Source organism: Acinetobacter wuhouensis (genome assembly GCF_001696605.3).
In the GTDB taxonomy this organism is placed as follows: domain Bacteria; phylum Pseudomonadota; class Gammaproteobacteria; order Pseudomonadales; family Moraxellaceae; genus Acinetobacter; species Acinetobacter wuhouensis.
Map to the genome: position 1 here is coordinate 2,222,455 of NZ_CP031716.1, position 19,600 is coordinate 2,242,054.

General features: G+C 37.2%; 24 protein-coding genes. 10 read left to right on the plus strand and 14 right to left on the minus strand.

Translation table 11 applies throughout. From position 1 onward, the window contains the following. Position 1: 1 nt before the first annotated feature. The 4 genes from clpS to BEN71_RS11375 all read right to left on the minus strand — a co-directional run bounded on the left by clpS (position 2) and on the right by BEN71_RS11375 (position 3,149). Positions 2–418: an ATP-dependent Clp protease adapter ClpS gene (clpS, locus tag BEN71_RS11360; protein WP_068973155.1), complete on the minus strand. Its 417-nt coding sequence runs from the start codon at positions 416–418 to the stop codon at positions 2–4. A 21-nt stretch (positions 419–439) separates the two neighbouring features. After that, a complete protein-coding gene (locus BEN71_RS11365; RefSeq protein WP_068973156.1) occupies positions 440–1,183 on the minus strand; it encodes a hypothetical protein in 744 nt (247 codons plus the stop codon). Positions 1,184–1,262: 79 nt separating this feature from the next. After that, positions 1,263–2,312 carry an N-acetyl-gamma-glutamyl-phosphate reductase gene (argC, locus tag BEN71_RS11370; protein ID WP_068973157.1) on the minus strand — a complete coding sequence of 350 codons (1,050 nt, stop codon included), beginning with the start codon at positions 2,310–2,312 and terminating at the stop codon, positions 1,263–1,265. Between the two features lie 150 nt (positions 2,313–2,462). Next, the gene (locus BEN71_RS11375; protein ID WP_068973158.1) at positions 2,463–3,149 is read right to left on the minus strand and encodes a hypothetical protein; all 687 of its coding nucleotides are present in this window, start codon (positions 3,147–3,149) and stop codon (positions 2,463–2,465) included. Positions 3,150–3,315: 166 nt separating this feature from the next. On the opposite strand from BEN71_RS11375, the gene BEN71_RS11380 reads away from it, so the two are divergent. The 4 genes from BEN71_RS11380 to BEN71_RS19375 are packed head-to-tail and all read left to right on the plus strand — an operon-like array spanning position 3,316 to position 4,892. Then, on the plus strand, positions 3,316–4,068 hold the full coding sequence (locus BEN71_RS11380) for an HD domain-containing protein (RefSeq protein ID WP_068973159.1): 753 nt from the start codon (positions 3,316–3,318) through the stop codon (positions 4,066–4,068). A 10-nt stretch (positions 4,069–4,078) separates the two neighbouring features. Further along, on the plus strand, positions 4,079–4,216 hold the full coding sequence (locus BEN71_RS19365) for a hypothetical protein (RefSeq protein ID WP_227542595.1): 138 nt from the start codon (positions 4,079–4,081) through the stop codon (positions 4,214–4,216). A 3-nt stretch (positions 4,217–4,219) separates the two neighbouring features. Next, complete coding sequence (locus BEN71_RS19370; RefSeq protein ID WP_227542596.1) at positions 4,220–4,588, plus strand: alpha/beta hydrolase; 369 nt, start codon at positions 4,220–4,222, stop codon at positions 4,586–4,588. After that, positions 4,506–4,892 carry a hypothetical protein gene (locus BEN71_RS19375; RefSeq protein ID WP_227542597.1) on the plus strand — a complete coding sequence of 129 codons (387 nt, stop codon included), beginning with the start codon at positions 4,506–4,508 and terminating at the stop codon, positions 4,890–4,892. Before BEN71_RS19370 ends, BEN71_RS19375 begins: the two co-directional genes overlap by 83 nt. A 16-nt stretch (positions 4,893–4,908) precedes the next feature. Here the strand turns inward: BEN71_RS19375 and BEN71_RS11390 are convergent, their stop codons facing one another. The 3 genes from BEN71_RS11390 to rpiA form a co-directional block, all read right to left on the minus strand. Further along, on the minus strand, positions 4,909–5,331 hold the full coding sequence (locus BEN71_RS11390; RefSeq protein WP_068973160.1) for a GNAT family N-acetyltransferase: 423 nt from the start codon (positions 5,329–5,331) through the stop codon (positions 4,909–4,911). Positions 5,332–5,391: 60 nt separating this feature from the next. After that, complete coding sequence (locus BEN71_RS11395; protein ID WP_068973161.1) at positions 5,392–6,063, minus strand: YgjP family zinc-dependent metalloprotease; 672 nt, start codon at positions 6,061–6,063, stop codon at positions 5,392–5,394. Positions 6,064–6,183: 120 nt separating this feature from the next. Further along, positions 6,184–6,855 carry a ribose-5-phosphate isomerase RpiA gene (gene rpiA, locus BEN71_RS11400; protein ID WP_068973162.1) on the minus strand — a complete coding sequence of 224 codons (672 nt, stop codon included), beginning with the start codon at positions 6,853–6,855 and terminating at the stop codon, positions 6,184–6,186. Between the two features lie 115 nt (positions 6,856–6,970). Here rpiA and ilvA point away from each other — a divergent pair, with 115 nt between their 5' ends. Next, positions 6,971–8,509, plus strand: a complete 1,539-nt coding sequence (ilvA, locus tag BEN71_RS11405; RefSeq protein ID WP_068973163.1) for a threonine ammonia-lyase, biosynthetic — start codon at positions 6,971–6,973, stop codon at positions 8,507–8,509. A gap of 73 nt (positions 8,510–8,582) precedes the next feature. On the opposite strand, the gene BEN71_RS11410 is transcribed toward ilvA, so the two are convergent. Both BEN71_RS11410 and BEN71_RS11415 read right to left on the minus strand, forming a co-directional pair. Continuing rightward, complete coding sequence (locus BEN71_RS11410; RefSeq protein WP_068973164.1) at positions 8,583–9,179, minus strand: hypothetical protein; 597 nt, start codon at positions 9,177–9,179, stop codon at positions 8,583–8,585. Positions 9,180–9,241: 62 nt separating this feature from the next. Then, entirely contained in the window at positions 9,242–9,787 is a 546-nt protein-coding gene (locus BEN71_RS11415; protein WP_068973165.1) for a hypothetical protein, read from the minus strand. Positions 9,788–10,012: 225 nt separating this feature from the next. Here BEN71_RS11415 and BEN71_RS11420 point away from each other — a divergent pair, with 225 nt between their 5' ends. Together BEN71_RS11420 and BEN71_RS11425 are read left to right on the plus strand one after the other, a co-directional pair. Then, the gene (locus tag BEN71_RS11420; RefSeq protein ID WP_068973166.1) at positions 10,013–10,663 is read left to right on the plus strand and encodes a potassium channel family protein; all 651 of its coding nucleotides are present in this window, start codon (positions 10,013–10,015) and stop codon (positions 10,661–10,663) included. Between the two features lie 8 nt (positions 10,664–10,671). Beyond that, complete coding sequence (locus BEN71_RS11425; RefSeq protein ID WP_068973167.1) at positions 10,672–12,024, plus strand: TrkH family potassium uptake protein; 1,353 nt, start codon at positions 10,672–10,674, stop codon at positions 12,022–12,024. An 84-nt stretch (positions 12,025–12,108) separates the two neighbouring features. On the opposite strand, the gene zapE is transcribed toward BEN71_RS11425, so the two are convergent. Both zapE and BEN71_RS11435 read right to left on the minus strand, forming a co-directional pair. Then, positions 12,109–13,257, minus strand: a complete 1,149-nt coding sequence (zapE, locus tag BEN71_RS11430) for a cell division protein ZapE (RefSeq protein WP_068973168.1) — start codon at positions 13,255–13,257, stop codon at positions 12,109–12,111. A gap of 104 nt (positions 13,258–13,361) precedes the next feature. Further along, the gene (locus tag BEN71_RS11435; protein ID WP_068973169.1) at positions 13,362–14,372 is read right to left on the minus strand and encodes an AraC family transcriptional regulator; all 1,011 of its coding nucleotides are present in this window, start codon (positions 14,370–14,372) and stop codon (positions 13,362–13,364) included. 153 nt (positions 14,373–14,525) lie between these two features. Here BEN71_RS11435 and BEN71_RS11440 point away from each other — a divergent pair, with 153 nt between their 5' ends. Together BEN71_RS11440 and BEN71_RS11445 are read left to right on the plus strand one after the other, a co-directional pair. Continuing rightward, positions 14,526–16,049: a flavin-containing monooxygenase gene (locus BEN71_RS11440; RefSeq protein WP_068973170.1), complete on the plus strand. Its 1,524-nt coding sequence runs from the start codon at positions 14,526–14,528 to the stop codon at positions 16,047–16,049. A gap of 55 nt (positions 16,050–16,104) precedes the next feature. Beyond that, the gene (locus BEN71_RS11445; protein WP_068973171.1) at positions 16,105–17,013 is read left to right on the plus strand and encodes a lysine exporter LysO family protein; all 909 of its coding nucleotides are present in this window, start codon (positions 16,105–16,107) and stop codon (positions 17,011–17,013) included. A gap of 106 nt (positions 17,014–17,119) precedes the next feature. Here BEN71_RS11445 and BEN71_RS11450 read toward each other — a convergent pair whose 3' ends face one another. From BEN71_RS11450 to BEN71_RS11460, 3 genes are all read right to left on the minus strand, one after another. Continuing rightward, complete coding sequence (locus BEN71_RS11450; protein WP_068973172.1) at positions 17,120–17,329, minus strand: hypothetical protein; 210 nt, start codon at positions 17,327–17,329, stop codon at positions 17,120–17,122. A gap of 162 nt (positions 17,330–17,491) precedes the next feature. Beyond that, the gene (gene pyrF / locus BEN71_RS11455) at positions 17,492–18,187 is read right to left on the minus strand and encodes an orotidine-5'-phosphate decarboxylase (protein ID WP_171404996.1); all 696 of its coding nucleotides are present in this window, start codon (positions 18,185–18,187) and stop codon (positions 17,492–17,494) included. A gap of 88 nt (positions 18,188–18,275) precedes the next feature. After that, the gene (locus tag BEN71_RS11460; protein ID WP_068973174.1) at positions 18,276–18,824 is read right to left on the minus strand and encodes a helix-turn-helix domain-containing protein; all 549 of its coding nucleotides are present in this window, start codon (positions 18,822–18,824) and stop codon (positions 18,276–18,278) included. Between the two features lie 113 nt (positions 18,825–18,937). Here BEN71_RS11460 and BEN71_RS11465 point away from each other — a divergent pair, with 113 nt between their 5' ends. After that, complete coding sequence (locus BEN71_RS11465) at positions 18,938–19,600, plus strand: AzlC family ABC transporter permease (protein ID WP_068973175.1); 663 nt, start codon at positions 18,938–18,940, stop codon at positions 19,598–19,600.

Sequence of the window (19,600 nt, forward strand, 5' to 3'; positions counted from 1 at the left end):
CTTATTCTTTTGGCTCAATCTGACAAAGTAATGGATGACCTTGAGATCGAGCGTAGTTATTTACTTGGTTGGCTTTTGTTTCCGCAATGTCTCTTGGATAAACGCCAGCTTCACCTTTTCCTTCATAATGTACTGTTAACATTACTTGAGTGGCTTGGTCAAGATTCAAAGCAAAGTATTGTTGTAAAATTTCAATAACAAAGTCCATTGGTGTGTAATCATCGTTCAATAAAAGAACAGAATACATCGGTGGACGTTTTATTTCGGGTGGTGCTGTCTGTATTGCAACATCACCTTGATCATGGTCTGAATCTTCTGAATTGTTCACACGAGTACTCAAATGCCAATCTACATAACCTGAATCATTAAACGATGATTTCACTTCATTTAAACTCATTTGACGCTTCTTAGTTCGCATATTTTTCAAAGTACTTATGATTTATTGAGAATTGGCTTCAGCTTGTGGTACTTCAGCTGCAAATGCTGCTGAACTATCGACAGGCTTACCGCGTGACCAACTGAAACGTTTAATGACTGGTGTCGCACCATTTAAACGTACTTCAATGAATTGAGGGTTAAAGCCCTTCGGCATTGTCCAACGTCCTGTTAGGCGCTCATAATCGCTGAAATTATAATTCGCATCTTCCAAAGGAACTGTTAACACTTCTGTTCCACTAATTAAGCGAATTTCAACCGAACCTGTTGCACGTTTTGGGCTGACTTGGATTAAATCTAATTGATATTCATAGGCATTTTCAGGCAAAGGTTTTACTGCGATGTTTTGAATCATTAGACTCAAACCACCACGTTGTTTTAACACTTCACGATAAATCGCACTCATAACATCACCTTGCGCTTTTGCCGCATCGGATTTATTCAGTGCTTCAGTCAAATCATTCGAGTTTGATACAGCGACATCACGCTCTTGCACAGTTGCATTTAAACTTTTATTTAAATTTGCCAACGTGGCTTTTTGTTGTTTTACCACTTCTACCAATTGCTCTGCGTCTGCATCAAAACCAACAGCTGTCAAACCTTGGCGATGCCCAACTGTATAACCTAAAAGTGTACTTCCCGCGCATAAAATGACTCCACCGATGATCAGTGGCATATTACCTTGCATAAAAGATTTCTTCGGCGTTTGAGTTGGTTCTGACGCGGTGTTTGTTTCTGTGTTCTGCATCGTCATCTCTAAGTAATGATAGAATCAAAACACACATTTAACCGCAAAGTTAAATGTGTGTGAAGTTATAAAGCGTTTTTTATGGTAATAATCCGATGCCTTGTAAGCCAGCATCTTCAGCAAAACCAAACATTAAATTCATATTTTGTACAGCTTGTCCTGCTGCACCTTTGACTAAATTATCTTGAACGGACAATACAATCAACTTTTTCGGTTGCGGTTTGTACAGTGCGATACGCAACTGATTTGCACCACGCACAGAGCGAGTTTCTGGTGAACTTCCTGCTGGCATCACATCGACAAAGGTTTCATTGGCATAGAATTGTTCATAAAGGCTTTGTAAATCTGCTGCATCACCTTCATCTGTCAAGTCGATATAAATCGAACTCAACATACCACGAATCATAGGCACTAAATGCGGAACAAAAAGAATGTGGTCAAACACACCTTTTTGACCTGAAATATTTTCAAGTGCTTCAACAATCTCAGGATGATGACGATGTCCTGCAACGCTATAAGCTTTGAAATTATCAGCATTTTCAGAGTAAATCATGCCTAAACTTGCTTTACGCCCTGCACCTGAAACACCTGATTTTGCATCAATAATAATACTTTCAGGTTTAACCAATGTTGCAGCTTGTTTAAATAATGGTGCTAAACCTAATTGCACTGTGGTTGGATAGCAACCTGGGTTACCAATCACTTTAGCATTTTTAATTTTGTCACGATTCAGTTCAGACAAACCATAAGCTGAATCTTTTAAAATCTCTGGGCAAGCGTGTTGCATGCCATACCATTTTTCAAACTGTTCTAAATCTTGCAAACGAAAATCAGCAGCTAAGTCGATGACTTTGGTATTGGCAGCCAATAATTCTTCGGTATGTTTCATTGCCACACCATGCGGTGTTGCAAAGAAAACCACGTCGCATTTTTTGAGTTCATCGATATTTAAATCTGAATATTTAAGGTCTGTATGTCCACGTAAGCTTGGGAACATATCATCTACACGGCGACCATCTTCAGTACGTGATGTCAGTACATTCACTTGTGCATTTGGATGTCGTAGTAAAAGACGCAACAATTCTACGCCTGTATAACCCGTTCCGCCGACAATGCCTACTGAAATCACGTGCTTTACCTCAATTCAAAAGTATCCATTTTGTAGCCCCATAGTATGACAGGAAGTTTTGGTTTTCTAAACTGTTTTACTTAGGTTTGAGTGTATTTCATGATAATTTTAAATACAGATACTCTAAATTTGTAGGATGCAATTATAATTTTATAAATTCTTAAATAAAAACATCCAAACTTTGATGAATTGATAACCGATCAAAATAAGCGTCACATATTTTATTGTATTTTTTAGGTATATCAATAAATTACCATCCTTTCTTATACTTTTTGCAAACTGTGTTGAATAAAATACATAAAAGAATAATATCAAGGCAAAAGAACTACCAATGATACTCATGACGAATTTAAATTTTGCATTATTTAAATGTGACTGAGATTCATAGGGCAAAACAGACACTTCAATTTTTATTTTTTCATGTCTCGAATTTTCGTACTCTAAACCTTTTATTTCATAAACAATTTTGTACCCATCCTTTGGGTGTCTTTCATAAAGTTCTATATGAGTAACGCGCTTATTTTTATCTAAAAAAGCATCACACACTTGCACATTTTTTCTTTCAACGACTATACCAGCGCAATCAAACCTTGAGAAAACCTGAAAGTCCTTCATCAAAGACAGATTAGTGATATTTTTAGCTTCAATTCGATCAATTTCATAACTCACATCCTGCGGAACACGATATGTTTTCAGCTCATAATATCCATCCTTAATCAATACATATTTTTCTTGAGTTGGAAAAATAAATATTGTCCAGAAAACAACCCATTGAACAATCAACAACCTTATAACTAAAGTGCATAGTTCCTTTAATTCCTCATCAAACTTAAACAAAAAACTCTCTTAATATTTATTATCATTAACAATATTTTAGCCTAAATTCTCTTTACGAAAAATGCTTTTCTTTTATCACATTCCGCTATGACCTTGTATTGTCAAAATTTCCATGCATAATAAATTAGAGTAATTACTCTAATTCTAAAAATAGGAATAATTCAACATGATTGGATCACGTGAATGGATGACTTTAAGCAATGGTAAACTCAGCTTTAAAGAAAAAGTACAATTGATCAAACAAGTACTTATTCCTGCAACATTAAGCTATAGCAAAACATTTTCAAAACAGCCTGAAAATACACAACAATTTGAACTCAAAAATATTCATATTCCAGATACAGCAATTATCAAAGAAGCGATTACTGAACTCAATAATACAAAGCATCAAGCCATTATCAATCATTCATGGCGCAGTTATATTTGGGGTGTAGCAATTGCACAAAGCAAAGATTGGCAATTTGATGAAGAAAGTTTACTGATCGCCAGTCTGATGCATGATGTCGGTCTAGCAGATCATCAAGCACAATATTCCTGTCAATGCTTTACTTTGGAAAGTGCCTTACGATCTGAAAGCTTATGTGCTAAACATGATTTTCCACAGGATCAAACTGACAATATTTCTGATGCAATCTGTTTACATATGAATGGCTATTTATTTGAAAATAATCAACATTTATCCAAAGAGGTGTTATTGCTACAAAAAGCCACTTCATGCGATGTGATTGGCACTGATTTAGCTTTATTTTCAACACCATTTAAAGATGAGGTTTTAGCTCAATATCCACGTCATCATTTCAATACTCAATTCAAACGGCTATTAAAAGCAGAAGTAAAAAGAAATCCTCAATCTCGCACGGCATTGATGAGCAAACTAGGGCTTCCAATGATGATTCAAATGAATATTTTTAAAGAATAAGGATCAGCTCATGTCACATTCTACCTTAACGCAAAAAACGATTCATTTTGGACAATATTCAATTATTGTTGATGTTCTTTCACATCCTGAAAATCAACACACTTTGATCATCATTCCCGCACTTGGCGTTTCGATCAATAAATACTAAAAGTTGACTGCATTATTAACCGAAAATGGCTTCAATGTGGTGATTGCAGATTATCCTCATTGTGGACGTAACCAACCGCTTGTTTCTAAAGATATTGACTATGGTTACGCAGACTTACTCAGTGATTTTATCCCGCAACTTGAACAAATTTCTTTAGAAACCTGTCATCAAAAACCGATTCTATTCGGACATAGTTTAGGTGGTCATTTGGCAACGCTGTATGCACAACACCATGATAATAAAGTCATTGGTATTGCGACTGGAAATATTGGTTTGAAAAAGCTGGGATGTGAAAGGCAAATTCAATATTTTAAAAGCTACGGCAGTGATCAATGCGATGATTTTAAAAGATGGCTTTTTTGCAGGTTATAAAATTGCGTTTGGAAATCGTGAATCGAAGACACTGATGCGAGATTGGTCGAAAGTCGTGTTTAGTGGCAATTATAAACATGTCATCAATTCTGAAAAGATCGTTGAAAATGATGCCCTATTTATCTATTTACAAAGTGATGATTTTGCCCCAATGAATTCTATGCTCGGTTTAAGTGGTTATTTTAAATATCCTCAAATTAAAACTTTAGATTTAACTCAGCAGCTTAAAGGCAATCAACATAGTGCTTGGTTGAAACAACCAGAGAAAATCGTTGAATTGATCAAAACATGGTTAAATGAATAGGATAGATTGAATGTCTTTATTTTTCTTTTGACATCAAATAATAGTCACCGTCCTCACAATGACCTGTATCAATAATTTTCCAACGATGCTTTTGATAAAAGTTCAAAGCCTGATAATTTTCAGTTAAACATTTGAGATAACCTGTACCTGAAAATAACTGTTCAGCTGAACCTAATAATTCTGCACCTACACCATGATTTTGAGCATTTGGCGCGACAAAAAGATGATGTAAAAAGTTATCTTGCAGATAAATAGAGGCAAATCCTAGATATTGTTGATCTTGTTCTGCAACAAAGATAACTTCATCTTGGGTGAGTTTTTCAAAATCTTCTAAACGCCATTTTGACGAATCCAACCAATGCCAACTGTGCACTCGACTTTCCAAGAATAATTCAGCCAAAGCTGTTTTATCATGTTTTTTGAATTGCCTTATCTTCAAATAGTTGTTCCTTATTTGATTTACTCACTCTAAAGTTGAGTCTAACTATTTCAATTAATCTCACCACCACCACGGCATCACACCACTTTTTAAAATTTTACGATGGTTTTTATAATTTGCATCATGCTTTTCAACCTCGCCCCAAAACGCAGGACTATGATCAAAATACCGTGTATGCGCTAACTCATGTGCACAGACATAACGTGCAATCGCATGATCACAAAGCACCAAAGCACTATTCAACATAATATCATGTCGTGCAGTGCAACTACCCCAACGGGTTTTCGGTTGACGAATACTACATTCCCCAAACTTTAAACCAGTTTCAACACTGACGTGTTGCAAATAGATCGGTAAATAATGCTTTGCATAAGCGATCACAAAAGCTTTTAAATAACTTTCAGGCTGACGATCACTGATCAATAATTGATGATTTTTCTCATCGAAAATATAAGAGTTTTTCTGCGTTTGATAAATAATCTGTAAAGGCTGTTCTAAATTAAACAATTTTAATTCTGTTGGTAAGGTTCGATCTAATTGCCCTGATTTTTCTTGCTGTTCTTGCCAAGTCTCAATCATCCATTGTTCAGACTCTACTAAAAAATCTTGAATCTGACGCTTAGTGCAAAATTTTGGAACAGTTAATTTAATCTGTGTCGGTTCTACACGTAAACGTAAACGTGTTGCACGTGCATGATGAGTGATTTGAATTTCGGGGAGGTTTGGGGTCATTTATTCTAAAAATTTATAATCAGATTTGGAGTTCCCTCTCCTTTCAGGAGAGGGTTAGGGAGAGGTTTTCTTTGCCCTCATCCTAGCCTTCTCCCAAAGGGAGAAGGAACTTTCAACATATTAAACCGCAGTGCGTTCTTCAATACCATTGTCAGTCGCAACAACAGCAATATCCGCTTTATTAATCGCGAAAATACCGTTACATACCACACCAGGAATATCATTCAAGGTCTTTTCTAACTCTAATGCATTCAAAATATTTAAATTGAATACATCCAAGATTACGTTGCCGTTATCCGTTACCACACCTTCACGGTAAACAGGATCACCTCCAAGTGATACGATTTTACGCGCTACAGCAGAACGTGCCATTGGAATCACTTCGACAGGAAGTGGAAATTCACGACCAAGTTGCTCAACCCATTTAGAGTCATCCACGATACAAACGAATTTTTTCGCAATTGAAGCGACAATCTTTTCACGGGTTAATGCTGCACCACCGCCTTTGATCATGTGCATGTGACGATCAATTTCATCTGCACCATCCACATAAGCATCTAAACCGCTTACATGGTTCATATCAACCACTTCAATGCCCAATTTTTTCAAACGTTGTGCAGTTGCTTCAGAACTTGCTACCGCAGCTTCAAGTTGCAGCTCAGGTAAAAGCTCGATGAGGAAATTCACAGTACTGCCTGTACCTACCCCCAAAATGCCCCCTTTTGGTAAGTGTTTTAAAGCAGCTTTGGCTGCTGCTTGTTTTTTCTCATCTTGGGTAGCATAAAGGCTCATGACATCTCTCAATAAATTTTCAAATTTCTGCACATTTCGCATAATTTTAAATCGCAAATGCGCAGGGGTTTGTTACAATCAATGCTCATTTTAAACTGTTATATGGAAAATTAACATGCTGTCTCGTTTGGTTCGACAAATATTACAGGCAACGGTCTATGACGTTGCGATCGAAACCCCACTCGAAGCAGCGCCACGAATTAGTGAAAAACTAAACAACAACATTCGCTTCAAACGCGAAGACTTGCAACCTGTCTTTTCCTTCAAACTGCGCGGTGCCTATAACCGCATCAGTCAATTACCGAAATCTCAGTTGGAACGTGGCGTTATTACTGCTTCTGCGGGTAACCATGCACAAGGCGTGGCACTATCTGGTCAAAAGTTGGGTATTACCGCCATTATTGTGATGCCAAAGACGACACCAGATATTAAAGTCCAAGCCGTAAAACGTTTAGGTGGTCAAGTGGTTCTACACGGCGATTCTTTTGATGTTGCCAATAAATATGCGATTCAACGTGCTGCTGACGAAGGTATGACTTTCATTCCACCCTATGACGATGAATTGGTCATGGCAGGTCAAGGGACGATTGCCAATGAAATTTTACGTCAATGGCGTGATGTCGATTATGTATTCGTTGCTGTTGGTGGTGGTGGTTTAATCGCAGGTGTCGCTGCTTATTTGGGTGATGTTGCACCGCATGTCAAAGTCATTCCTGTGGAATATGATGAATCAGCGTGTTTAAAAGCCGCTTTTGAGAAAAATGAACGTGTGATTTTACCTACCGTTGGTTTATTTGCAGATGGTACAGCTGTTGCACAAATTGGTGAAAAACCATTTGAAGTGATTCAATTACAAAAATCAGATAACTCAGGTCCAATCGTTGAACGTGATGTTGTACTTGTGAATACCGATGAAATCTGCGCTGCGATCAAAGATACTTATGACGAATGTCGTAGCATCGTTGAACCATCGGGTGCAATGGCTTTGGCAGGGATTAAAAAATACGTTGCTGAACATGGTTTAGAAAATAAAAACATGGTGTCGATAGTTTGTGGTGCAAACATGAACTTTGACCGTTTACGTTATATCGCAGAACGTACTGAACTCGGTGAACGTAAAGAAGCGATTTTTGCCGTGACCATTCCAGAAGAAAAAGGTTCATTCCTCAACTTCTGTCGTGCCTTACAAGGTCGTAACATCACTGAATTTAACTACCGTGCGAGCAGTTCTTCTGCGGCACAAGTTTTTGTGGGTATTAGCTTAAAATCGGGTGACAAAGAACGTCATGACATTTATGAAGCGCTAAAAATGCATTATGACGTTGATGATTTATCTGATGATGAAGTGGCTAAACTACATATTCGTTATTTGATTGGTGGTCATGCAGACATTGAAAATGAACGTCTATTCCGTGTCGAATTCCCTGAGCGTCCAGGTGCATTGCTCACATTCTTAGAGCGCTTAGGTCCAACACATAACATTACCCTATTCCATTACCGTAACCACGGTGCAGCAGAAGGACGTGTTTTGGTGGGCTTGGATGCAGAAGATGCTCAACAAAACCCAGATGGTTTAATTGAAACATTAGAAACGATCACTTATCCATATCAGGAAATTACCAATAACTTAGGTTATCAGCGTTTCTTAAAATAAATTTGTCTTTCAATGTATCTCAGGCTCTTGTCAAATAGAGCTTGAGATAACTAAGTATTTTTAACTTGAACTATCAATCATCATCTGACAAAAAACTACTCAAATTGAATGGTTTAAATCGTTCGTAATATTCGATAGATGGACGCGATCCAATAAATTGCTTACGAAATAACTTTATAAATTGTGCTATTCTTTTCGGTTGATCTGGTACAGCCATCCAAATCTGTTCAGATGCGTAAATCAACAACATTCGATAGCCGTGCTTTCTCACCTCGTTGTAAATTTCTTCCAAAACAATATCGTAAACATGGCTTCGTAAAGCATAAAAATTACCAATTAAATCTTTATATTTTTCATAATGTTCGAATAATGGTGCTGTCCTCAACTCGATCCTATTTTGTATTGCTTCAACATCTACATTTAAATCCTGAAATAAAGCACAAACCTCAATACCATTATCAAAATGCTGATCACGGTCAATACTTAAGAAATACCCACGATATTTATATTCTTGAAGATCATCCTCAGTCGTAGGCTCAGTAATATCTTGAGGGGACAACCAATAATAAAAAGTTTCAAAATCCCTTCTCATTTTTTTCTTTGGAATTTTCAGAGACTCCAACTCAGGAAACCACGCTTGTAAGAGTTGATATATCTTTTTATCATCCATTGTTTGTTCAATTTAAAAAAGAAAACAAAACTATACTTTAAAAAACCTCAAAGAATCAAATATTAAGTCGATCTTGAGCAATCGAATAAGGCATAGTGTTCAATACTCACGTCTTGATCATGAAATTGTCTATTGAAATGTTTACAGAATTTTTCAATCTTATGGTCTTGGTTGGGTACAAGCAACCAATGATAGTCTTCAGCATAGATCAGTAACAACTCATAATCATGTTGCCTTGCAACTTTTAATATTTCTTCAAAAACAATGTCATAAACTTGATCTTGTACATTGTAATAGCGCCCTATTACTTCTTTATGTTGTTCATAATGCTCAAATAAAGGTTTTGCACGCTCACGTATTTGAGTCTGAAGATTCGAGCTATCAACTGCATATTCATGAAAAATCGCACTTCTCTCAATTTCATTTTCCTGAAATTTCATTCGATCTATTTTCATTAAATAGGCACGAAAACGACCACCAAACTTTTCAGCCTCAAGCCAATCTAGAAAAACGTCAAAACTTTTACGATTTTTCTTTTTGGGAATATCTCTTTGCTGCAACTCAGGGAACCAATGTTGCAGGATTTTGAAAATTTTTTTATCGTCCATTTTTTCTACTTACATTCCGCCATGACTTGGCATAGATCTATTTTTGCTTTGATTTGTATATTACGGGGCAAATTTTAAGTTTTTATGACGTCTGCTTGAGTTTTTTTACATTATCCAACTTTATTCTTCGTTTTCAGATTGGCGACGCAATCGTTTAAATATAAAATATATAAAAATTGAATATGATAATGTCACACAAATCTTGTGCATTGATAAGGATTTAAAATGGCACTGTTTGCTGTCATCGGTTTAGGTAGTTTTGGCGAAGCGGTTGCATTAGAGCTTACTAACTTAAATCACGATGTGATTGGTATAGATACACTGAAAAAAAATGTAGAAAATATTGCAGATCAAATTAGTCATGCGGTAATAGCAGATGCAACAGATGAACATGTCCTAGAAGAACTGAATGTCAAAAACTGTGATGCTGTTGTTGTTGCAATTGGTGATGACATTGAAGCCAGTATTTTATGTGTACTTCATCTAAAAAACTTAGGCATTGATAAAATATTTGTGAAAGCAAAATCTAAGTCACATCATATGATTTTGTCACATCTAGGGATTACTAAAATCATTCACCCTGAAGAAGACATGGGCATTCGCATCGCGCAGAATCTGAGTTATCCGATGGTTCGACGTTATATGGCGCTGAATAATGATCGCTATATTGTCAAAATTGAAATTGCGGCAAATCTGCAAGGTGCTCAGTTCCAAACGGTGATGGAAAATACACCTGAAATCAAAACACTATTACTACAGCGTGGCTCTCATGTACTTTATGAGATTGCACCTGGAACCATTTTACAAGAAAAAGATATTTTGATTTTGGAAGGCCCTGTAGAAATGTTAAGACAATTTTCAATTCGTTTCTTATAGTTGTTACTATGCGTCTATCTAGAAAAGAACTGATCAATAAAAATCATAATCGCATTAATCTCAGCCCACCGAGTTTACTTGCCTTAGGTTTTTTAAGCTTCATCGTCATTGGGACATTGTTGCTCAAACTCCCTTTTTCCCATAAAGGTGATTTGTCATGGCTTGATGCCTTATTTACCGCAACTTCTGCTGTGACAATTACAGGCTTATCTGTGGTCAATATTGGCGACTCACTGACGACATTTGGACAAGTGGTGGTCATGCTCCTCATCCAATGTGGTGGTTTGGGTTTCATGACCTTTGCGATCTTGGCTGCACTAAGTCTTTCATCCAAAGTTGGACTTAAACAGCAAATTATGGCGCAAGAAACCATCGGGCAAACCAGTTTAGCCAGAGCAACATTTACCGTAAAAGGAGTTTTCCTCTACTCACTGTTCTTTGAAGCAATAGGTACAGGGATCTTAACCATGGCATGGTCAAACTATTATGACCTTGATCGTGCTTTCTTTTATGCCTTGTTTTATAGTATTTCAGCGTTTAATAACGGTGGATTCTCTTTATTTCCCAATAGCTTAATGAGCTTCTCTGACCAATACATGGTCACATTGACGATTAGTTTGCTGTATATCATCGGTGGTATTGGTTTTGTCGTACTAATGGATATTAAACGTGCCAAACGTTGGAAAAAACTTTCAACAAATAGCAAGTTAATCCTCTCAACCATTGCAGGTTTAAACCTATTTGCATTCATTGTAATTTGGTCAATAGAAGCATCGAACCCTTTAACACTCGCACCAATGTCCGTGGGTGATCAGGCTTTAAATGCATGGTTCCATGCCACAGTACCACGTTCATCAGGCTTTAACAGCTTAGAAGTCAGTAGCATGACCAATGCCTCAACGCTTATCACGATGGTGTTGATGTTTATCGGTGGTGGATCGCTCAGTACCGCAGGTGGGATTAAAGTTGGTACATTTATCATCATGATTTTAAGTGTGCGCTCTTTCCTAAAACGCTCATCTGAAATTACAGTATTCGGTCACTCTGTCTCACACCAAGCTACTTTTAAAGCTCTGGCGGTCATTTCTATCACGTCATTACTCATTCTCATTGGTTTCTTTACCCTGTTGGTTTTAGAGCCGAATAAGAAATTTTTAGACTTATTATTTGAAGCCGTTTCCGCTGCTTGTACTGTTGGTTTATCACGAGGCATCACTGAAGATTTGCATGCAGGAAGTCAAATTGCGTTGATATGCTTAATGTTTGCAGGTCGTTTGGGGCCTTTAACGCTTGCATATTTGATTGCGACACCAAATAAAAGTCGTGTTAGTCATCCCAATACTGAAATTCAAGTGGGTTAATCTAAATCATTTATACATAAAAAAAGCGACCTGATTAGGTCGCTTTTTAAATCAATTACTTAGCAATCCACAATGCTTAAGTGTTTATTCTACTGCCAACTCACTATCACCTTTGATCAAGCGATGTTCAGACTGTAAATACTCATCTGACTGCATTTCAAGTAAGCGCGAACGAGTACGCTCAATTTCAAAGGCAAGTTTTTCACCGTCGTAGATCTCAATAATTGAATCTTCCGAAGTCAATAGTAACTTCACGCCACGATCATAAAACTCATCGACCAAATAAATAAAACGACGTGTTCCCTCAGAAAGTAAATCTGTTAAATGCGGTACATTACTCACTAAAACTGTATTATAAATATTAGCAATTTCAATAAAATCAGATGGGCTACGTGGTTTTAAGCACAATTCACGATAGTCACACCACAACACATCTTCAGTATGCCCGAGTGTTTCAACAACACGATTATTAATATTAATCGGTTCTTCAGAGACCACTTGAGAAGTGGTTAAAGCGGTAAAACGTTTTGCCATCCACACTTTATTGTCATCACTTAATGGCGATTTAAATAACTGTGCTTGCTTCAAAACACGTAAACGGTAGTCCACACCTGCATCAACATTCAAAATCGCGCAATGGGTTTTCACCATTTCAATGGTTGGAAGAAAACGGTCACGATGGATGCCATTTTTATACAAACCATCTGGTGCAATATTTGATGTCGCCACCAATGTAATGCCACGGTTGAATAACTTTTGGAATAAATCGCTGAGAATCATTGCGTCTGTCACATTCGACACAAAAAACTCATCGAAACAGATCACCACAGCATCTTTATAAATTTGGTCTGCCACAATATCCAACGGATTACGCTGACCTGATAATTTATTCAACTCTTTGTGAACAAACTGCATAAAGTGATGGAAATGCATACGGGTTTTACGACGAAATGGTATCGAATCAAAGAATTGATCCATTAACCATGTTTTACCACGCCCTACACCACCCCACATGTACACGCCTTTTGGTGCTGTTTGACGACGGAAACGACGAAATGCCTTTTTCGATGCTTTATAACGATTAATCAACTCTTGCCAGACACGCTCTAACTCATGCACAGCTTCAGCTTGCGCATCATCTGGTAAAAACTGCCCAGAGGATAAAGTTTTGGCATAACGCTCAGCAGGTGATACAGGAGTAAACGAGGTAGGATTTGAATTGTGATCAGACATATGGTTTTGTTACTTTTAAAGGCTAATGGAAGTATAGCGAATATTCATTTTCGATAAATAAAACTTTGGCATTATTATGTACATAAATTACATATCATCACCAATTATTTACCATATTGACGTGGGCTTTGCCCAAACCAACGTTTAAATGCATGATTAAATGCTGCTGGTTCAGAATAACCCAACAATTCAGCAATCACCTCAATTGAATATTCTTTATATTCAATTAAACGGAGTGCCTTGTTCATAATGAGTTGTTCGCGAATCTGTTTATAACTGGTGTTTAACTGTTGTAACTGATGACGTAAAGTTCGCTCAGGAATACTCAATGCCTGAGACACTTCTGCCATCGAAGGGATAATGCCCTGTTGTAATTCTAAATAATCATTTACACGTTGAATCAAAGGCGCAATCTTTTGTTCTTCTGCATTTAAACGCTCAATTTCAGCAATACACTTAGCTTCATAAACACGATGCGTAATCAGATCCGCAGATGGAATCGGCAGTTGCACTACATCTTCATTCATCCAAAAAGCTGCTTTACTGCAACCAAAATGTAGATCTGCACCATAATAGTCATGGAATTGCTTTAAGGTTTGAGGATCTTGTGGTTGCTGAAAAGGCAATTCAATCCGAATACTTGGAACTGTTAATCCCATCATTCTATAAATATCATCTAAGAACTTATAAGTCCCTGAAATTTCACATTGCGCTCGCAACAACCCCATTTCAGTGTCGAGATCAACAGGTGCATAAGTCAATGCAACTTGATGGTTCCCCTGTTCTAAACCCAATACACCATATAAATAGGTCAAGCCTTGATATTGAATACCATTTTTAATTGCATCATTCACAGTACGACTAGTGACCAACAGCATAAGCAAAGGACCATAACCTGCCAAAGAATAATGCTGCCCAATGAACAAACCTTTTTCAGGCGCAACATCAACACCAACAACTTTAAGAATATCCCATTCTAAACTTGGATGAATAATTGAGCTTGGATCAAGTGCATCAGCTTTAATTCCAATACTGGCAAGCCGTGAATCCACATCGATTCCTGCATTACGCATACCATGAATTAAATACATTAAACCGAGGATTGATCGCTTCATTTTTTCAACATTTCATTTTTACACAGATGTTTTACTACAAAGACCAAATATTGAAAATTGCCGAATATATCAATTTTTCTGTCAGAGCTATCATATTCCAAATCAATAAAAGTCGATATTCTAGGCAAAATGAAAAATTAGAGTAAATAAAAAATGGACGATATCTCGACGAATGTTGTGAAAACACAAACCACTCAAGTCGCAATCATTGGTTCTGGTTTTGGTGGTTTAGCTATGGCTATTCGACTCTTACAGGCGAATATTCACGATTTTATTATCCTCGAAAAAGCCGATGCGGTTGGTGGCACTTGGCGTGAAAATCAATATCCTGGTGCTGCCTGTGATGTGCAATCACACATGTACTCTCTATCTTTTGCACCTAAAACCGATTGGTCTAAGCGTTATGCGGAAGCACCTGAAATTTATGATTATATTCAAGATTTAATCCATGACTATGATTTAAAAAAATATATTCAGTTCAATCAAGAAGTCGTTTCAACCCAATATGACGAAGATCATTTCAATTGGCATTTAACTTTAAAAAATGGACAAAAAGTTGATGCTCAATTTGTTGTATTCGCCTCAGGGCCTTTACATGTGCCACAAATTCCAAACATCAAAGGCATAGAAAAATTCAAAGGTGAGGTATTTCATTCATCACATTGGAACCATGATTATAATTTGAACCAAAAGAATGTAGCATCAATTGGTACAGGCGGCAGTGCGATTCAATATATTCCTGAAATTGCACCGAAAGTCGAAAATCTATATGTATTTCAACGTACACCGGCATGGGTAATTCCACGTGACGAACGTGCCTATAATGCCCTAGATAAAAAATTATTTAATCGTTTTGAATGGTTTAGAAAACTACACCGTGCTCGTTTATATTGGTCAAATGAATCGAGAGTTGTTCCAATTGTCAAACCTGCCGCCATGAAATATATGCAAAAAGCAGGTGAACTCTTTATCCGCTATCAAGTCAAAGACAAAGCTTTGGGCAAAAAACTCACCCCAAATTATGTGATGGGTTGTAAACGTATTCTAGTATCAAATAAATATTTCCCAACTTTTAATCGTAAAAATGTCGAGTTAGTGACTGATGCAATCCAAGAGCTGACCGAGAATGGTATCATCACCAAAGATGGTAAAGAGCGTAAAATTGATTGCTTAATTTATGGTACAGGCTTCATTACAGACCCTCGCATCTATTTAAAATCATTTGAATGCTATGGTGAAAACGGGCTTGAACTGAAAGATGCGTGGAAAGATGGAGCTGAAAGCTTCTATGGCGTATGTACCAAAGGTTTCCCTAATTTATTTCAACTATTAGGGCCAAATACTGTTTTGGGACACAACTCAGTTATTTTCATGATCGAATCACAGGTCAATTACATTTTACAATTGATGCAAATGGTAGGAAAAACCAAGACCCAAGCCATCGCAGTCAAAGCGAATGTTCAAGACCAGTTTAATGAAGATGTACAAAAAAAGCTTGAAGGCACAGTTTGGCAATCTGGTTGTGTCAGTTGGTATCAACAAGATGGAGGAAAAAACTTCTCACTTTGGCCAACGTATACTTGGAAATTTTGGCTACAAACCCGTAAAGCCAATCCTGCTGATTATCGCCTACTAGGTACAATGTCACAAAACAAGAAAAAATCAAAAGCTGCTTAGGCTACACTTTTAATTCAGCTATAATAGATAGGTATTCATTGCCTATCTATTTTTCATGCAATCTCTTTGGCTTATATTCCAACTTTTATTCTGCCTTTTTTTAGGTTTTATCCTCGCTCGCCGTATTCCGCAGAGTGTTGAAAAAATTGCTTTTAAAATATTACCTTATTTTACTTATGTGCTACTTATTGCAATTGCGATTGAGTTTTCTCAAACTATTCATAATATTGCCAGCCCTGCGCAAATTTTAACAAGTTCAATCACGATTGCCCTAACAACGTCCATAGGCGCTTTTTTGTGCTGTTATTTGCTATTTAAAGCGATTGGTTACCAACCCTCTCAGGGAAAAGTGTCTGCTGAATTATTAATCGGCTCCTTACTGAATATCAGCTATGCATTTATTGCTCTTGCCGCTGGCTATGGCGTGGCTGAACTTGCACACTCTTTCCAATTCCCATTACATGTCAGCACATGGCATTTATTATTGGTATATATGCTACTGATCGGGTTAGATTTAGCCTATTCACCTTTAGACAAGTCTTGGCTCAACTGGAAAATCATGCTTGTTCCTTTAGCATGTATCATCGGGTCTTTACTGGGTGCGGTTGCAGCATTTTTTATGTTAAAAAATATCAGCATGCAAGACCTTGTTATGCTTTCACAAGGTTATGGATTTTACTCAATGACAGGTATTGTGGTCACAGAGTTAAAAAATTCTCACTTGGGGAGTATCGCTTTGATGAATGATTTATTCAGAGAAATCTTTGCGATTTTATTTATGTATATTATCGGTTGGCGCTATCCACGCTCTGCAATTTCTTCTGCAGGAGCAACAGCCATGGACGTTACACTCCCTATGGTTAAACAAGCCTGTGGTAATGATTTTATTCCACACGCAATGGTCAGTGGCTTCGTGCTTTCAGTTCTTGCACCGATTGTCGTCAGTGTCTTGGCTGCCTTATAAATGCTGAAATAATAGAATGGAAAGGAATTATCAAAACTTGATCATTCCTTTTTTTATTCAAAATTTAGTGATTCAGAAGTTCTATAATCTCGTAAATATGACTGTACTAAAAATCTATATCAAGACCACTCAGAAAATCCCCAACGGCATCTAAAACAGTTGAACCCAATTCAACAACATCAATTCCAGAAGTCCAATCACTTTGCTGATTTTGTTGCTCTTCCTGTTCCTGCTCTAAATTTTCTAATGGCACAACATGATCAACTTGATTAAGATCACTTTGTACTGGTATATTTTTTTCAGAATCAGTAGACATTATTCACCCAAGATTAGCTTATTATTAAAAAGTTATTCTGATCAGCACAATATAAAAAAGCTCTCCAATTGTCTACTCAATTGAAAAGCTTTTTAAGCAACCCGATACATCAACTTTAACGATGCATTTGAATTTTGAATGTCAAATAACAAGCAGACTAAATTACAAAGTCGCTAAAATATCTTTCAAAGTCTGACTTGGATTTGCTGATTGTGTAATCGGGCGACCAATCACCAAATGCGTAGAACCGTCTCGCATCGCTTGGTTTGGTGTCACAATACGCTTTTGATCATCTGCATTTGAACCTGCTGGACGAATGCCTGGCGTTACTAAAGCAAAGTCTTGACCCAAATCTTGACGTAACATTTTCGCTTCTTGTGCGGAACATACAACACCATCCAAGCCACTTTCTTGAGTCAATTTAGCCAAGCGCTTAACTTGCTCAAAAGGTTCAATATCTAAACCAATATCGCGTAAATCTTCACGCCCCATAGACGTTAACACAGTTACAGCGATCAGTTGAGTCTTGTAATTTCCCGCTTTTAAACGTTCAACACAAGTTTCCATCATCTTACGACCACCTGATGCATGTACATTCACCATCCATACACCCATATCCCCAGCAGCGCATACAGCTTGAGCCGTCGTATTTGGAATATCGTGGAATTTAAGATCTAGGAAAACTTCAAAGTTACGATCATGTAATGCTTTAACAATAGAAGAACCTTCATGAGTAAATAATTCTTTACCCACTTTTAAACGACAAAGTGATGGATCAAGTTGATCAGCAATTGTTAGGGCGTCATATTGGCTTTTTGCATCTAAGGCAACAATAATACTCACAGATCTCAGTTCCATCACATAAAATTGGGCACATTATAAAGCGATTAACTTAAGCATAAAACCAACTTTGTCAAAAAACACAGGATTAACTCTACAAATTGTATTAGCGTTGCTCAGAAATCAAAATTGCACGCGTATCAGGTTCTAAAGCTTCAAATATATGTGCTTGATCTGCAGGATAGGACATATAATCCCCCGCTTTTAAAGTTTCATAACTATTCGTTAAACCTACTTTGGCTGACCCTTGCATAATAATAATATGTTCTACACTACCCGTAGGATGTGGTTGACTACAGCGCGGTTCACCTGGCTGAGTCGTTAAAATGTAAATATCGCGTCTCGCATTGGGCGGGCAAGTCGCTAACAAAACAGCTTGATAATGTGCGACCTCAGAAGTAACCGAAGCTCCTTCTCCATAACGAATGACTTGTGCAGACTGAGTTTGTGTTTCTACTAATTTCGCAAAAGGAATATTTAAGGCTACGCATAATGCCCATAAGGTTTCTAAACTTGGATTACCTTGTCCAGACTCAAGCTGTGAAAGCGTAGATTTGGCAACTCCTGCACGCCTAGCAACTTCTCCTAAAGATAATCCAGCATTTTTCCTTTCTCTCTGCAAATTTAATGCAATGGTTTCTATCGGTATCGACATTATTCTTCCAAAAAATACAATCGTTCGATTTGACGAACAAAAACAAACACTCTAATATAAAAAACACTTGTTTGATATAACGAACAATTCAACAAATAACTAGGTTGTGCCAGATGAAGTATAAAGAATTTATTAAATTACCCAAGCCCCTGATTAAATCAATTGCAATCATTTGTTTTGCAACTGCACTCATCGGTATGTCACTCGGTTCACTTGCTGTAACGTACCATTTACCTATTTGGATACCACTACTACTTTCGAGTTTAGTTTTAGCTGGCGCTGCTGAATTTACCTTTATTGGCATGATTGCTTCTGGCAGTAGTCCTATTACGGCTGCCATAGCAGGTCTATTCATTAACTTACGTCATCTACCTTTTGGTTTAGCCATCCAGCATTTTATTGAAGATAATAAGTTCAAGTACTTAGCAACACATATCATGAATGATGAAAGTGTATTATTCGGTTTAACGCAACCCACTGATGAGCTTAAACGGTGTGCTTATTGGTTATGTGGCATTGGAATTTTATTCGCTTGGCCAATTGGTGTTTTAGCTGGCTACTTTGCTGGAAGTCATTTTGCTTATACAAAAATATTGGGAATAGACACCATTTTTCCAGTTGTATTGTTTGCTCTAACCTTTAAGTCGCTAAAGCAAAAAGAGACTCGTCAATCAGCAATGCTTGGTGCTGTGATCAGCGTGGGTACAGTCCCATTTTTGCCTACAGGTATTCCAATCTTAATGTCTCTTTTTGCTCTATTGGCAAGGAGAAAATAA

Bases quoted from the DNA above. Each gene is read 5' to 3' on its own strand.
- clpS (WP_068973155.1), bottom strand. From the start codon at position 418: ATGCGAACTAAGAAGCGTCAAATGAGTTTAAATGAAGTGAAATCATCG.
- BEN71_RS11365 (WP_068973156.1), bottom strand. From the start codon at position 1,183: ATGCAGAACACAGAAACAAACACCGCGTCAGAACCAACTCAAACGCCG.
- BEN71_RS11380 (WP_068973159.1), top strand. From the start codon at position 3,316: ATGATTGGATCACGTGAATGGATGACTTTAAGCAATGGTAAACTCAGC.
- BEN71_RS19365 (WP_227542595.1), top strand. From the start codon at position 4,079: ATGTCACATTCTACCTTAACGCAAAAAACGATTCATTTTGGACAATAT.
- BEN71_RS11395 (WP_068973161.1), bottom strand. From the start codon at position 6,063: ATGACCCCAAACCTCCCCGAAATTCAAATCACTCATCATGCACGTGCA.
- rpiA (WP_068973162.1), bottom strand. From the start codon at position 6,855: ATGAGCCTTTATGCTACCCAAGATGAGAAAAAACAAGCAGCAGCCAAA.
- ilvA (WP_068973163.1), top strand. From the start codon at position 6,971: ATGCTGTCTCGTTTGGTTCGACAAATATTACAGGCAACGGTCTATGAC.
- BEN71_RS11410 (WP_068973164.1), bottom strand. From the start codon at position 9,179: ATGGATGATAAAAAGATATATCAACTCTTACAAGCGTGGTTTCCTGAG.
- BEN71_RS11415 (WP_068973165.1), bottom strand. From the start codon at position 9,787: ATGGACGATAAAAAAATTTTCAAAATCCTGCAACATTGGTTCCCTGAG.
- BEN71_RS11420 (WP_068973166.1), top strand. From the start codon at position 10,013: ATGGCACTGTTTGCTGTCATCGGTTTAGGTAGTTTTGGCGAAGCGGTT.
- BEN71_RS11425 (WP_068973167.1), top strand. From the start codon at position 10,672: ATGCGTCTATCTAGAAAAGAACTGATCAATAAAAATCATAATCGCATT.
- zapE (WP_068973168.1), bottom strand. From the start codon at position 13,257: ATGTCTGATCACAATTCAAATCCTACCTCGTTTACTCCTGTATCACCT.
- BEN71_RS11435 (WP_068973169.1), bottom strand. From the start codon at position 14,372: ATGAAGCGATCAATCCTCGGTTTAATGTATTTAATTCATGGTATGCGT.
- BEN71_RS11440 (WP_068973170.1), top strand. From the start codon at position 14,526: ATGGACGATATCTCGACGAATGTTGTGAAAACACAAACCACTCAAGTC.
- BEN71_RS11445 (WP_068973171.1), top strand. From the start codon at position 16,105: ATGCAATCTCTTTGGCTTATATTCCAACTTTTATTCTGCCTTTTTTTA.
- BEN71_RS11450 (WP_068973172.1), bottom strand. From the start codon at position 17,329: ATGTCTACTGATTCTGAAAAAAATATACCAGTACAAAGTGATCTTAAT.
- pyrF (WP_171404996.1), bottom strand. From the start codon at position 18,187: ATGGAACTGAGATCTGTGAGTATTATTGTTGCCTTAGATGCAAAAAGC.
- BEN71_RS11460 (WP_068973174.1), bottom strand. From the start codon at position 18,824: ATGTCGATACCGATAGAAACCATTGCATTAAATTTGCAGAGAGAAAGG.
- BEN71_RS11465 (WP_068973175.1), top strand. From the start codon at position 18,938: ATGAAGTATAAAGAATTTATTAAATTACCCAAGCCCCTGATTAAATCA.